The sequence below is a fragment of the Pantoea sp. BJ2 genome (genome assembly GCF_040255075.1).
In the GTDB taxonomy this organism is placed as follows: domain Bacteria; phylum Pseudomonadota; class Gammaproteobacteria; order Enterobacterales; family Enterobacteriaceae; genus Pantoea; species Pantoea leporis.
In genome coordinates this window covers 1,257,528-1,271,440 of sequence record NZ_CP158292.1, presented here as the reverse complement: position 1 = coordinate 1,271,440, position 13,913 = coordinate 1,257,528, and the positions used below count along the sequence as shown (strand labels likewise).

Sequence of the window (13,913 nt, the reverse complement as noted above, 5' to 3'; positions counted from 1 at the left end):
TTAACCAAGGTTCAGCGCGTCATTAACCAGGTCTTGCTGCTGTTTTTGATGTACGGACATGTAGCCCACGGCCGGTGAAGCAGAAGCCGGACGGCCTGCATAACGCAGTGACGCACCAAATGGAACCACTTCGCGGAAATGATGCTGACTGCAATACCATGCGCCCTGATTCAGCGGCTCTTCCTGACACCACACGAAATCCTGCACATGAGCATAGTTTTTCAATACGTCCTGCACGACTTTGTGCGGGAACGGATAGAGTTGTTCGATACGCACGATGGCCACGTCGGTCTGCTCGTTTTTACGACGCTGCTCCAGCAGATCGTAATAAACCTTGCCCGAACACAGCACCACGCGTTTTACCTGTTGTGGATCGAGATCGTCGATCTCACCAATCGCTGGCTGGAAGCTGCCTGTGGCCAACTCTTCCAGGCTGGAAATCGCCAGCGGATGACGCAGCAGTGATTTCGGTGACATGACGATCAGCGGACGGCGCATACCGCGCAGCGCCTGACGACGCAGCATGTGGTAAACCTGCGCTGGCGTAGAAGGCACGCACACCTGCATGTTCTGTTCAGCACAGAGTTGCAAATAGCGCTCCAGACGCGCTGAGGAGTGCTCAGGACCCTGACCTTCATAACCGTGCGGTAGCAACATGACCAGGCCACACATACGGCCCCATTTCTGTTCGCCGGAGCTGATGAACTGGTCGATCACGACCTGCGCGCCATTGGCGAAGTCGCCGAACTGCGCTTCCCAGATGGTCAGCACGCGTGGTTCTGCGGTAGCATAACCGTATTCGAAAGCCAGTACCGCTTCTTCAGACAGCACGGAATCCCACACTTTGAACTGACCCTGGCCGTTATGGACATGGTGCAGCGGCGTGTAGGTTGAGCCGTTGGTCTGGTTGTGGATTACCGCATGACGGTGGAAGAAGGTCCCGCGACCGGTATCTTCACCGGAAAGACGCACCGGAATCCCCTCGTCAACCAGCGTGGCATAGGCGAGGTTTTCTGCACCGCCCCAGTCGAACGCTTTGTTGCCTTCGGCCATCTCTTTACGATCGTTGTAGATCTTGGCAACGCGAGACTGCACTTCTACCGATTCCGGTACGCTGCTGATGCGGCGCGCCAGTTCCTGCAGGCGTTTCAGTTCCACGGTCGCCGGGTAGCTTTCGTCCCACTCGTGGTTCAGATACGGCGACCAGGTGAATGAGTGCAGGCTCATCGGACGCCACTCTGGCACCACGCATTCGCCTTCATCCAGCGCGTCGCGATAGAGATTGACCATCTCGGTGGCATCTTCGCTGGTCGCTACACCTTCGCTTTCCAGCTGATCGGCATAGAGTTTACGCGGCGTCGGATGCTTTTTGATTTTCTGGTACATCAACGGCTGCGTTGCACTTGGCTCGTCGGCTTCGTTGTGGCCGTGACGGCGATAGCACACCAGGTCGATGAAGACATCACGTTTAAAGGTGTTGCGATAATCCAGCGCCAGGCGCGTCACAAAGGCTACGGCTTCCGGATCGTCCGCGTTAACGTGGAAAATCGGTGCCAGCACCATCTTGCCGATATCCGTACAGTACGGCGTAGAGCGCGCATCTTTCGGGTTGGAGGTGGTGAAACCAACCTGGTTGTTGATCACGATGCGAACGGTACCGCCCACTTCGTAGCCACGCGCCTGCGACATGTTCAGGGTTTCCTGCACCACGCCCTGACCAATAACAGCGGCATCACCGTGAATGGTGATAGGCAGAACTTTGTTGCTGCTTGGCTCAGCCAGACGATCCAGACGCGCACGCACCGAACCCATCACTACCGGGCTTACGATTTCCAGATGCGACGGGTTGAACGCCAGCGCCAGGTGCACTAAGCCGCCTTCGGTTTCCACGTCAGACGAGAAGCCCATGTGGTACTTCACGTCGCCGGTGCCGAGGTGTTCTTTGTGCTTACCGGAGAATTCGTCGAAGAGATCCTGCGGCTTCTTACCTAATACGTTGATCAGTACGTTGAGACGACCGCGGTGCGCCATACCCAGCACCACTTCGCGCGTACCGCTCTTGCCCGCGTGACGAATCATCTCGCGCAACATGGGCACCAGTGCATCGCCGCCTTCCAGCGAGAAGCGCTTCGCACCCGGGAATTTTGCACCCAGATATTTTTCCAGGCCTTCTGCCGCGGTCAGCTCTTTCAGGAAACCTTTTTTCTCGTCACTGCTGAAAGACGCGTGGCCCACCACCGATTCCAGACGCTGCTGAATCCAGCGCTTCTCGTCGGTGTTGTTGATGTGCATGTACTCAGCACCAATCGAGCCACAGTAAGTCTGCTGCAGCGCCGCAAACAGATCCGCCAGCTTCATGGTCTCTTTGCCGATAGCAAAAGAGCCTACGTTAAAGCTTTCCTGAAAATCGGCGTCGGTCAGATCGTGATAAGCCGGATCGAGGTCGGCTACCGTGTCCTGTTTCCACAGGCCAAGCGGATCGAGGTTTGCATGCTGATGGCCGCGGAAGCGGAACGCATTAATCAGCTGCAGCACTTTTACCTGTTTGGAGTTGGTTGCCGGATCGGTCACGGTTGATGTGTAACGCGTAGCGTCTTTAGCCAGGCGGCGGAAGTAGTCACGCGTGGTGGAGTGAAATTGCTCAGGTTTCACGCCAGTGCCCGGCAGCTGTTGGAACAGCTCGCGCCACATGTCATCAACTGAGTCAGGATCGGTCAGGAAATCCTCATAGAGCTGCTCTATGTAAGATTGGTTCGCGCCGGCCAGCCAGGAGGAGTCCAGCCAGGGTTTCATCGCGCTGTTCTGCATTGTGATCCCTTAAGCATTAATCTGCTTTTTATGAGGTTTCATTTTTTACCGCTTACGCGGCTTGCCGTAGTGAGTTCAGCGATACGAACCTGTGCGCTACCGGCGCCTGGCTCGTAAGGGAACCTTTATAAGCGTGGTCAGCACCGCGCTTATAGAGGCTTCCGTAAACATCCGGGAACTCAGGTTCCCGGAGAGTGACTTTTTCTGTTACGCCCCGCGTTGCAGCAGCATCGACTTAATATGGCCGATGGCGCGCGTTGGGTTTAGGCCTTTCGGGCACACGCTCACACAGTTCATGATGCTGTGACAGCGGAAAACACTGAAAGCATCGTTGAGATTGTCGAGACGCGCATTGGTTTCCGTGTCGCGGCTGTCGATCAGGAAACGGTAAGCGGCCAGCAGGCCAGCCGGACCGACAAACTTGTCCGGATTCCACCAGAACGACGGGCACGACGTTGAGCAACAGGCGCAGAGAATACACTCATACAAACCGTCCAGATGCTCACGCTCGGCTGGGCTCTGTAAATGTTCGCGCGCCGGTGGATTTTCCCCATTATTCAACAGGAAAGGCTTAATCTTCTCATACTGTGCATAGAATTGTCCCATGTCTACCACGAGGTCGCGGATCACCGGCAAACCTGGCAGTGGACGGATAACAATTTTCTTCGAACCGTTGCCCAGCGCAGAGATCGGCGTGATACACGCCAGACCATTTTTACCGTTCATGTTCAGACCATCTGAACCGCACACGCCTTCACGGCAAGAGCGACGGAAAGCCAGCGTAGGGTCTTTCTCTTTCAGACGGATCAGCGCATCCAACAGCATCATGTCGCGACCATCTTCCGACTCCAGGGTGTACTCCTGCATGCGCGGCTTGGCATCGACTTCCGGGTTGTAACGATAGATTGAAAATTCGAGTCTCATGATGATCTCCGCAATTAGTAGGTACGCGCTTTCGGCGGGAAGGCCGCACGCAGTTTCGGTTGCATGTTCACCTCACGGCGCGTCATGCTTTCCGTCTGCGGAACATAGAGACTGTGGCACAGCCAGTTTTCATCATCGCGGTCCGGGAAGTCGAAGCGGCTATGTGCACCACGGCTTTCGGTACGGAAGTTGGCGGCAACAGCGGTGGCGTAAGCGGTTTCCATCAGGTTATCCAGCTCAAGGCACTCGATACGCTGGGTGTTGAAGTCTGGCGAACGGTCATCAAGACGCGCTGATTTCAGACGCTCACGAATCAATTTCAGCTCTTCCAGACCTTCACGCATCGCATCGCCATCGCGGAACACCGAGAAGTTGTTCTGCATGCAGCGCTGCAGCGCTTTACGGATTTCGACAGGATCTTCACCGGTGGTGTTATTTTCCCAGCGGTTGAAGCGCGCCATCGCTGCATCGATATTTTCCGGCGTGGCTTCACGCAGTTCGCCCTGCTCTTCAATACACTCCAGCAGATGCACACCAGCTGCGCGACCGAACACCACCAGATCGAGCAGCGAGTTGCCGCCGAGGCGGTTAGCGCCATGAACCGATACGCAGGCGATTTCACCGACGGCGAACAGACCCGGAATCACCTCATCCTGGCCCTGCTCATTCACGCGCAGCGCCTGGCCGGTCACTTTGGTCGGCACGCCGCCCATCATGTAGTGACAGGTTGGGATCACCGGAATCGGTTCTTTAATTGGGTCAACGTGGGCAAAGGTACGCGACAGCTCAAGGATGCCAGGCAGACGCGACTCCAGCACTTCGGCACCGAGATGGTCGAGTTTCAGTTTGATGTGCGGACCCCAGGGGCCATCGCAACCGCGACCTTCACGGATTTCCACCATCATCGAACGCGCAACCACGTCACGCCCCGCCAGATCTTTGGCGTTCGGCGCATAACGTTCCATGAAGCGTTCACCGTGCTTATTCAGCAGGTAACCGCCTTCACCACGGCAACCTTCGGTGACCAGCACGCCCGCACCGGCAATACCGGTTGGGTGGAACTGCCACATTTCCATATCCTGCACCGGCACGCCGGCGCGCAGCGCCATGCCAACCCCGTCACCGGTGTTGATGTGGGCGTTAGTGGTGGATTGGTAAATACGGCCCGCGCCGCCAGTCGCCAGAATAGTGGCCTTGGCTTTGAAATAGACGGTTTCGCCGGTTTCCATGCAGATAGCCGTACAGCCGACAATCGCGCCGTCTTCGTTTTTCACCAGATCCAGCGCATACCATTCGGAGAAGATGGTGGTTTTGTTTTTCAGGTTCTGCTGATACAGCGTATGCAGCAAGGCGTGGCCGGTACGGTCGGCAGCCGCAGCGGTACGCGCCGCCTGCTCACCGCCGAAATTCTTCGACTGACCACCAAACGGACGCTGATAGACGCGGCCATCATCAAGACGGGAGAACGGCAATCCCATATGTTCCAGTTCCAGAATCGCTTCCGGACCGACATGACACATATATTCGATCGCGTCCTGGTCGCCGATAAAGTCGGAACCTTTGACGGTGTCGTACATGTGCCATTCCCAGTTATCGTCATGGGTGTTACCCAGCGCAACGGTAATACCGCCCTGCGCCGATACGGTATGGGAACGGGTTGGGAATACTTTGGATAACAGGGCACAAGTCTGGCCCGATTGGGAGATTTGCAGAGCGGCGCGCATTCCTGCGCCACCCGCGCCGATCACCACGGCATCAAATTCTCTGACTGGCAAACTCATTTACACACCCCACACAACAACGGTTCCATAAATCGCATATGACAACAGCGCAACCACAATCACAAACTGCAGCAACAAACGGGTTGCAACAGGTTTCACGTAGTCAGTCAGCACCTGCCACATTCCAATCCAGCCGTGGATCAGAATCGAGAACAGCGTCAACATGGTGAACACTTTCGTGAAGGCGGACGAGAAGAAGCCATGCCAGACGTCATACGTCAGCGTGCCTGTCATCACGACAAAACCGAGGATGTAGAGAATATAGAGCGTAATTAAGATTGCAGCAGCACGCAGTAACAGCCAGTCATGGATACCGTTGCGTCCTAATGCAGAAGCATTGCTTACCATACGAGGACTCCAGCCAAAATTGAGAGCACGACAGTGATAACAAAAGCCGCTTGCGCGGAACGGGTTCCCACCTGCAGGGTTTCTGCTGTTACACCAAAATCAGCCAACATATGGCGAATACCGCTCACAGCGTGATACGCCAGCGCAGTTAAAATGCCCCACATGATGAATTTGGCGAAGAAGCTATCCATGATGGATGCCGCTTGCTGGAAACCTTCTGGAGAGGAGAGAGAGAGACCCAGTAACCAGAGCAGAATTCCGAGAGCGACAAAGGTGATCACGCCGGAGACGCGGTGGAGAATGGACGATATTGCAGTAACGGGAAACCGGATCGTCGAGAGATCCAAGTTAACAGGTCTTTGTTTTTTCACGGTTTTGCCCACACAGCTCTTTTTTATTTTGCTTCCTCCGGTCCTGAGTTGCATCAGAGACACAGCGTGTGTTCAGACTGCAACCGCCACCAAAATAGCAACATCCAGTGTTAAATAAAGCGGGTAAAACGCTGGGTGGCTCCTGGTGTCAGGGTGTTCCGGAGACCTGGCCGCAGTATAGGAGGATCACATTCTGATTACAATTCCCCTACAATCTCTTTGGTCACATTTAGGCTGAACAGTGATCAGTCTCACGAATTTCACAATTCATACATTTTTAATTATCTGATTTGACAAAAGATCAACATTTCAGTTACAAACAATCGCATTAAAGTCCTATGATGCACAAAAGTTATGGGGATACACTTTCCCCTAAGCTCAAGTTATGTAACATTGCCAATACAAGTAACACAAAGCATCAGGTTATTGGTTACCAAGAAGTTATGTCGTGACAGGAACTTTAACATCCTCGATGTGCAGCATGTCATGCCCCGACGCCACCGAATGGCCCAGTTCAGCATTTACTCTGTAACCCTGCACGACCAACGTTACCGCAGAGTGATGCTGTGAAGATTGTGGTTTTACGTAACAACATGGCTATTCTGGTGTCTAAGATCCTTACCTTAAAGGCGCTATGGAGACGAAATAATGACAGATAAAAAAGTGACGCTAACCCTACAAGATAATACTTCTGTTGAACTGGACGTGATGCAAGGCACGCTGGGACAAGATGTAGTTGATGTCCGCGCCCTTGGCTCACAAGGCCTGTTCACCTTCGATCCCGGCTTCACCTCTACGGCGTCCTGCGAATCTAAAATCACCTTTATTGATGGTGACGAAGGTATTCTGTTACACCGCGGTTTCCCGATTGATCAGCTGGCAACCCACTCTAACTATCTTGAAGTGTGTTACATCTTGCTGAATGGCGAAGCCCCGACCCAAGCCCAGTTTGAAGAGTTCCGCACCACCGTTACCCGCCACACCATGATTCACGAGCAAATCACCCGACTGTTCCACGGCTTCCGCCGCGATTCGCATCCAATGGCAGTAATGTGTGGTGTGACCGGTGCGCTGGCAGCGTTTTATCACGACTCATTAGACGTCAACATTGAACGTCACCGTGAAATCGCTGCGTTCCGCCTGCTGTCGAAAATGCCGACCATGGCAGCGATGTGCTACAAGTACTCGATTGGCCAGCCGTTTGTGTATCCGCGCAACGACCTCTCTTATGCCGGTAACTTCCTGCACATGATGTTCGCCACGCCGTGCGAAGAGTACAAAGTGAATCCAGTGCTGGAACGCGCGATGGACCGTATTCTGATTCTGCACGCCGACCATGAGCAGAACGCTTCTACCTCTACCGTCCGTACCGCAGGCTCTTCAGGCGCGAACCCGTTTGCCTGTATCGCCGCCGGTATCGCTTCTCTGTGGGGACCAGCACACGGCGGTGCCAACGAAGCGACTCTGCGCATGCTGGAAGAGATCAGCACCGTTGATCACATCCCTGAGTTTGTTAAACGTGCGAAAGATAAGAACGATTCGTTCCGTCTGATGGGCTTCGGCCACCGCGTGTATAAAAACTACGATCCACGTGCCACCGTGATGCGCGATACCTGTCACGAAGTGCTGAACGAACTGGGCATGAAAGATGATCTGCTGGAAGTGGCGATGGAGCTGGAACACATCGCGCTGAACGACCCGTACTTCATCGAGCGTAAACTCTATCCAAACGTCGATTTCTATTCAGGCATCATCCTGAAAGCAATGGGCATTCCGTCTTCCATGTTTACCGTTATCTTCGCCATGGCGCGCACCGTGGGCTGGATTGCACACTGGAAAGAGATGCACGACGAAGGCATGAAAATCGCCCGTCCGCGTCAGCTTTATACCGGTTACACCGAGCGTCCATTCACCTCGGCGCTGGATAAATAAGAGAAAGGCGGCCATCTGGCCGCCTTTTTTATAGCGCTACAACTGGCATCCCGGGCACCAGTAAAACGGCCGCGATGACAGCACGCCCTTCTCAATCACCGCGCCGCACCGCCGACACTTTTTCCCCTGCCGATGAAACACCTCGAAGCGAAACGCTGCTTCTTCATGATACTTCTTCATGCTGCCACGCATCTCGTATGACAAACGCGGCACCGCCAGCATCGCCTCACTTAACGCCGTCAGCTGCTGTTCGCTGAGGTCCTGCGCCCGATGCGACGCCAGCAATCCGGCATGCCACAAAATCTCCACGCGCAGATAATTGCCGAGGCCGGCTAAAAAGGCCTGATCAAGCAGCAAGCCGCTGAACTGGCGACGACGAAAACGCGGCGACAGCAAACGCTCGCGCACCTCTTCCACCGTTAAGCTGGCATCCAGCACATCCGGGCCCACGCGCTGCAAAAACGGATGCGCGGCTAAGGTATCGGCGTTGAGCAGCTCAATATCCGAGGCGCTATACAACAAAATGGTTTTATCCGCCGTCGCGAGCCGCACGCGCAGCTGACGCGTGGTATTCGGTTGCGTACCGGTTGGCACCACGCGCCACACGCCGTACAGCTGATTGTGGCTGTAGAGCGTCAAACCATTGGAGAAGTGGGTGAGCAGCGCTTTACCGCGCGTTTCGAAGGCGTTGATGGTGGCATCCATCAGCGCCGGTTCGTAGGTTTTCAGCTGTAGAAAGGCAAACCACACATCGGTAAGGGGTTTGCCGACCATTGCCTCTGCCAGCTGATCCGCCGCGCGACGGATCTCCGGTCCCTCAGGCATAACAACTCCTTTTAATGCGTAGCGCCACCGACGACGCGGATATCATTTTCGGTACTCAGGATCACCTGCAGCGAGGTTTCCAGCGCCTGAATCACGCTTGCAGTCGCCATGCTGGCCACGCCGGGATGGTGCACCGCTTGTTCCGGCATATACGGGATATGAACAAAACCGCCGCGCGCCTTGCTGTTGGTGGTGTGGATCCAGTGCAGCAGGCTGTACATCACGTGGTTACAGGTGAAGGTGCCGGCGGTTTGCGATACCGAGGCCGGCACACCCACTTCACGCAGCGCGGCAACCATCGCTTTGATCGGCAGCGTGGAGAAATAAGCCGCCGGGCCATCCGCCTCGATGGGCTGATCGATCGGTTGCTGCTGGTTGTTATCCGGTATGCGCGCGTCATCCACGTTGATCGCAACGCGTTCAACGGTAATATCGGCGCGGCCGCCGGCTTGCCCGACGCACAACACGCGGTCGGGTTGAATCTCCTCCAGCGCGCGCGTCAGCACTTCACCGCAAGTGGCAAATACCACCGGCAGCTGGCGTACCACAATGCGTGCACCGGCGATCTCTTTGCCGTCGAAGGTGCGCACCGCTTCCCACGAAGGGTTGATGTTTTCGCCACCAAAAGGCTCAAACGCCGTCATTAACACCGTTTTCATTGCAACCTCACAAGAACATCAGGAAGTAGAGCAGGAAAATATTCACTACCAACAGTAGCACACCGGTTGGCACCTGAGCCTTGATCACCGCGTTGCGGTCCGGCAGCTCTAGCAGGCGCGCCGGCACAATGTTGAAGTTGGCCGCCATTGGCGTCATCAACGTGCCGCAATAGCCGGAGAACATCCCAATCGCCGCCATTACCGCCGGATTGCCGCCGTGCTGCAGCACCAGAATCGGAATACCAATGCCGGCGGTCACAATCGGGAAGGCAGCAAACGCATTGCCCATCACCATGGTCAGCAATGCCATGCCACCCGCATATACCGCGACGGCAATCAGGCGATTATCTACCGCCAGATACTGTTCGGTGAGATGCGAAATTGCCGTGCCGACACCGGCGCTGGTGAACAGCAGGCCAAGCGTGGCCAGAATCTGCGGCAGAATAAATGCCCAACCGACCGCATCCAGCAGGCGACGGGTTTCCTGCATCGACTGCAGCGGCTTTTCATGGGTGATTTTCAACGCAATCAGCCAGCCCAGCAGGCAGCCAATCATCATGGAGAACAGCGTCACCAGCGTGGAATGATTGCCGGAACCAAACACCGTATCCTGCAAACCGGGAATATGGTTAAACGCCAGCACGCCAATCACCGTCACCAGTGGAATCGCCAGCGCTGGCAGGAACAGTTTGTTTTGCAGACGTTTAGCACTTTCCTGTTTCTGCTCATCGCTGCGCTGATGATAACGCCCCAGACGCACGCCGCCGAAACCGGCAATCAGCGCCATCAACACCACGGCCACGCCCACGCCGATATGCAACCCGCGGCGGCCCAGTTCCGCATCGCCCGCCCATTGTCCCATCAGCTGATAAGCACCGTCGCCAATCAGGAAAATCAGGCCATACAGTGCCCAGAACAGACCGGTGGTAAAACGGCGCGGGTTAGCGCTGTCACGCCATGAAAGCACGGCAACCACCAGCAGGATCACCCCTGCCAGCCACATCAAATATTGTTGCTGGAACATTACTTCGCTCCTTTGGCGTTCAGCGCCTGCTGGTTTAACGCGCCCAATTCACGCGACAGCTGGCGATCGAGACGCACCAGACGAGCTGAATGAATGAGGAAAGCACAGAGCGCGGTAGGAATGCCCCACAGCGCGATATGCAGCGGTTCGGTGCTGATACCGGCAGATTCCTGCATAAAGTTATGCATGAAGATAATCGCGCCAAAGGCAACGAAGATATCCTCGCCAAAGAACAGACCGACGTTATCGGTCGCCGCAGACATGGCGCGCAGACGATGGCGCACGTCTGGCGGGACATCACCGTAGCGGTTTTCTGTGGCACCTTCGGCCATCGGCGCCAGCAGCGGACGCACCATCTGCGGATGCCCGCCCAGGCTGGTTAAGCCCAGCGCGGCGGTGGCTTCACGCACAAACAGGTAGACGATCAGCAAGCGGCCGGCGGTGGCGGTTTTGATCTGCGCAATCCAGCTTTGCGCCCGCTCTTTCAGGCCATGACGCTCCAGCAAACCGATAACAGCCAGCGGCAGCAGCAGAATCAGCGGCAGATTACGCGTATTGAGGAAGCCAGAGCCGAGCTTTTCCAGAATGTCTGCCAGCGGCAGATGCGCTGCCAGCCCGGTGACGAAGCCCGCCACAATCACCACCAGCACCGGGTTAAAGCGCAGCACAAAACCCAGAATGATGGCGGCAATGCCCAGCAGCGGCCAGAGGTTTACCACGTTATCCATGTTGTTCCCTTATGTGAAAAGACAAAGCCCGGCGTGATGCCGGGCAATGAGTAAAAACGTTATGCGCTGGTGACCGCAATCTGACTGGTCGCAAATGCCGCGCGCAGCGTGCGGGCGAACTGCAGCGCATGTGCGCCATCACCGTGTAAACAGACGGTTTCGGCGTTAACCTTGACCCATTCTCCGCTGATGCTCTGCACCTGACGCTGCTGCACCATCGCCAGCGTTTGCGCCAGCGCCTGTTCGGCATCTTCAATCATCGCTTGCGGCTGGCTGCGTGGCACTAACGCCCCGCTCGCCAGATAGCCGCGATCGGCAAACACCTCTTCGCGGGTGCGCAGACCATGATGCGCCGCCGCCGCAATCGACGCGCTGCCCGCCAATCCGACCAGAATCAATCCGCTATCCACGGCTTTTACCGCGCGCGCGATGGCATCCGCCAGTTGCGGATCGCCCGCCGCCTGGTTGTACAGCATGCCGTGCGGCTTGACGTGTACCAGCCGTTCGCCTTCGCTCTCGGCAATGCTTTTCAGCGCACCAATCTGGTAGATCATCTGCGCATACACCGTTTCCGGCGGCAGCTGCATGGCGGTACGGCCAAAGTTTTCCCGATCGGGGAAACTCGGATGCGCGCCAATCGCCACGCCCGACGCTTTCGCCCAGCGCACCGATTGCAGCATGGTTTGCGCATCACCAGCGTGGAAGCCGCAGGCGATATTGGCTGAACTCACCAGCGTCAGCAGCTCCCGATCGCTGGCGCTGCCTTCGCCGAGATCGGCGTTAAGATCAATCTTCATGGGCCAATCCCCAGGCTATTTGGTCGAAGGAACGTTGTTGATGCTGTTTGGCGTGAATCGCGTCTTCCAGCGTGCAGTGGATAAAGTGAATCGGTTCGCCGAGACGAATTTGCGCCAGATGATAAAGATCGGCTTCGATGATGCAGGCAATGCGCGGATAGCCGCCGGTGGTTTGTGCATCCGCCATCAACACAATCGGTTGACCATTGGGCGGCACCTGTACCACGCCAGGCACTAAACCGTGCGACAGCAAATCGCGCGTCGCATCGCGATGCAGTTGACGTCCCTGCAGGCGATAACCCATGCGATTACTTTGCGGACTGAGCTTCCACGGGCTGCGCCAGAAACCCTGCTGCGCCTCACGCGAGAACTCGTTATATTCCGGGCCCGCTAAGGCGCGGATGCGGTTGCCCCACAGCAGTTGACGCACGCCGGCTTTATCTTTGAAGTCGCGCGTCGGTTTACCCAACGGCAGCTCATCGCCATCCTGCAGTTTACGTCCCTGCCAGCCGCCAAACGCTGCCTTGAGATCGGTACTGACCGAACCGAGCATGTCCGGCACGGCAAAACCACCGTTGACCGCCAGATAACTGCGCATGCCGCGCGTGGGCGTTGCCAGCGTCAGCACCTGCCCTTTTTTCACCGGCAGACGCCAGCCGGTCCAGACCGGTTTGCCATCCAGATCGGCATTGCAGCCCGCGCCCGTCAATGCAAACCAGCCATCACGGGTAAACTGCGTTTTAAATTGTCCCAGCACGATTTCCAGCACCGCGCTCTGCTCGGGGTTGCCCACCAGCATATTGGCGGTGCGCATTGCCGGTTGATCGAGCGCGCCGCCCACGCTGATGCCATATTGGCGGAAGCCGGTGCGGCCGTGGTCTTGCAGCGAGGTCATCATGCCCGCGCGGAGAATTTTCAACATACGCCCTCCTGCTGCGGCACAAAGCGCACGCTATCACCGGGACGTAACAGTGTCGGTGGATGCTGAAGCGGGTCGAACAGGCTGAGCGGCGTATGGCCAATCAGTTGCCAGCCGCCGGGCGCGGCTAATGGATAGATGCCGGTTTGGCTGCCGCCGATGCCCACCGAGCCGCTCGGCACCAGCACGCGCGGTTCAGCGCGGCGCGGCGTGTGTAAACGCTCATCCAGGCCGCCGAGATAAGGGAAACCAGGCTGGAAGCCGATGAAATAAACCACATAATCGATGCTGCTGTGCAGTTCTACCGCTTGCCTGGGCGTCATGTTGGCGCGCTCCGCCACCTCCAGCAGATCCGGCCCGCCTGCGCCGCCGTACACAACTGGAATTTCGACGCGGCGCGATTCCGGCAGCTGCGCTTCGCTCTCTTCCCACCAACGCTGCAAACGCTCAATCGCGTCCAATGCATTGCGTTGCGGATCGCGCAGCAGCAACGTCAGGTTGTTCATGCCAGGAATCACTTCCTCAACCTGCTCGTTTTGCTGCAGTCGCTGACACAATCCCCAGATGCGCTGCTGGCTGGCCAACGAAACCGGTGGCTCCAGTTCCAGCGCCACCGCGCGCTCACCTAGCAGATAACAACGTGCTCGTTGCAAAAACAACCTCCTGGTAAAAGTCTTACATGTCGCAGAACGAATGTTGCAGGATCGCCATTCATAGCGAACGAACTTCTCGTTTATGCGTAAAAGCCATAAGTTATGCGAAAGTGACAGAGATGTGTCAACAGATTTGCGCCCTTA

General features: G+C 56.4%; 13 protein-coding genes. 1 reads left to right on the top strand and 12 read right to left on the bottom strand.

Going from position 1 to position 13,913, the window contains the following annotated elements:
• The 5 genes from sucA to sdhC form a co-directional block, all read right to left on the bottom strand.
• The gene (gene sucA / locus AAF463_RS05765; RefSeq protein WP_110865741.1) at positions 1-2,808 is read right to left on the bottom strand and encodes a 2-oxoglutarate dehydrogenase E1 component; all 2,808 of its coding nucleotides are present in this window, start codon (positions 2,806-2,808) and stop codon (positions 1-3) included.
• A 207-nt stretch (positions 2,809-3,015) separates the two neighbouring features.
• The gene (locus AAF463_RS05760; protein ID WP_007890649.1) at positions 3,016-3,732 is read right to left on the bottom strand and encodes a succinate dehydrogenase iron-sulfur subunit; all 717 of its coding nucleotides are present in this window, start codon (positions 3,730-3,732) and stop codon (positions 3,016-3,018) included.
• Between the two features lie 14 nt (positions 3,733-3,746).
• Positions 3,747-5,513: a succinate dehydrogenase flavoprotein subunit gene (gene sdhA, locus AAF463_RS05755; protein WP_217547241.1), complete on the bottom strand. Its 1,767-nt coding sequence runs from the start codon at positions 5,511-5,513 to the stop codon at positions 3,747-3,749.
• Positions 5,514-5,861: a succinate dehydrogenase membrane anchor subunit gene (gene sdhD, locus AAF463_RS05750; RefSeq protein ID WP_049850912.1), complete on the bottom strand. Its 348-nt coding sequence runs from the start codon at positions 5,859-5,861 to the stop codon at positions 5,514-5,516.
• Complete coding sequence (sdhC, locus tag AAF463_RS05745; protein WP_168197448.1) at positions 5,855-6,286, bottom strand: succinate dehydrogenase cytochrome b556 subunit; 432 nt, start codon at positions 6,284-6,286, stop codon at positions 5,855-5,857. The genes sdhD and sdhC overlap by 7 nt, the downstream gene beginning before the upstream one ends.
• 594 nt (positions 6,287-6,880) lie before the next feature.
• Here sdhC and AAF463_RS05740 point away from each other — a divergent pair.
• Positions 6,881-8,164 carry a citrate synthase gene (locus AAF463_RS05740; protein ID WP_008107361.1) on the top strand — a complete coding sequence of 428 codons (1,284 nt, stop codon included), beginning with the start codon at positions 6,881-6,883 and terminating at the stop codon, positions 8,162-8,164.
• A 36-nt stretch (positions 8,165-8,200) separates the two neighbouring features.
• On the opposite strand, the gene nei is transcribed toward AAF463_RS05740, so the two are convergent.
• From nei to pxpB, 7 genes are read right to left on the bottom strand one after another with little or no spacing between them, the layout of a single operon-like run.
• Positions 8,201-8,989, bottom strand: a complete 789-nt coding sequence (gene nei, locus AAF463_RS05735) for an endonuclease VIII (protein ID WP_350261682.1) — start codon at positions 8,987-8,989, stop codon at positions 8,201-8,203.
• An 11-nt stretch (positions 8,990-9,000) separates the two neighbouring features.
• A complete protein-coding gene (pcp, locus tag AAF463_RS05730; RefSeq protein ID WP_101763220.1) occupies positions 9,001-9,648 on the bottom strand; it encodes a pyroglutamyl-peptidase I in 648 nt (215 codons plus the stop codon).
• Between the two features lie 7 nt (positions 9,649-9,655).
• On the bottom strand, positions 9,656-10,672 hold the full coding sequence (locus tag AAF463_RS05725; protein ID WP_350261681.1) for a DUF979 domain-containing protein: 1,017 nt from the start codon (positions 10,670-10,672) through the stop codon (positions 9,656-9,658).
• Positions 10,672-11,400 carry a DUF969 domain-containing protein gene (locus AAF463_RS05720; RefSeq protein ID WP_101763222.1) on the bottom strand — a complete coding sequence of 243 codons (729 nt, stop codon included), beginning with the start codon at positions 11,398-11,400 and terminating at the stop codon, positions 10,672-10,674. The genes AAF463_RS05725 and AAF463_RS05720 overlap by 1 nt, the downstream gene beginning before the upstream one ends.
• A 59-nt stretch (positions 11,401-11,459) precedes the next feature.
• Complete coding sequence (gene pxpA / locus AAF463_RS05715; protein ID WP_101763223.1) at positions 11,460-12,197, bottom strand: 5-oxoprolinase subunit PxpA; 738 nt, start codon at positions 12,195-12,197, stop codon at positions 11,460-11,462.
• Positions 12,187-13,119: a 5-oxoprolinase subunit PxpC gene (gene pxpC, locus AAF463_RS05710; protein ID WP_101763224.1), complete on the bottom strand. Its 933-nt coding sequence runs from the start codon at positions 13,117-13,119 to the stop codon at positions 12,187-12,189. Before pxpC ends, pxpA begins: the two co-directional genes overlap by 11 nt.
• The gene (pxpB, locus tag AAF463_RS05705) at positions 13,113-13,769 is read right to left on the bottom strand and encodes a 5-oxoprolinase subunit PxpB (protein ID WP_350261680.1); all 657 of its coding nucleotides are present in this window, start codon (positions 13,767-13,769) and stop codon (positions 13,113-13,115) included. The genes pxpC and pxpB overlap by 7 nt, the downstream gene beginning before the upstream one ends.
• Between the last annotated feature and the right edge of the window lie 144 nt (positions 13,770-13,913).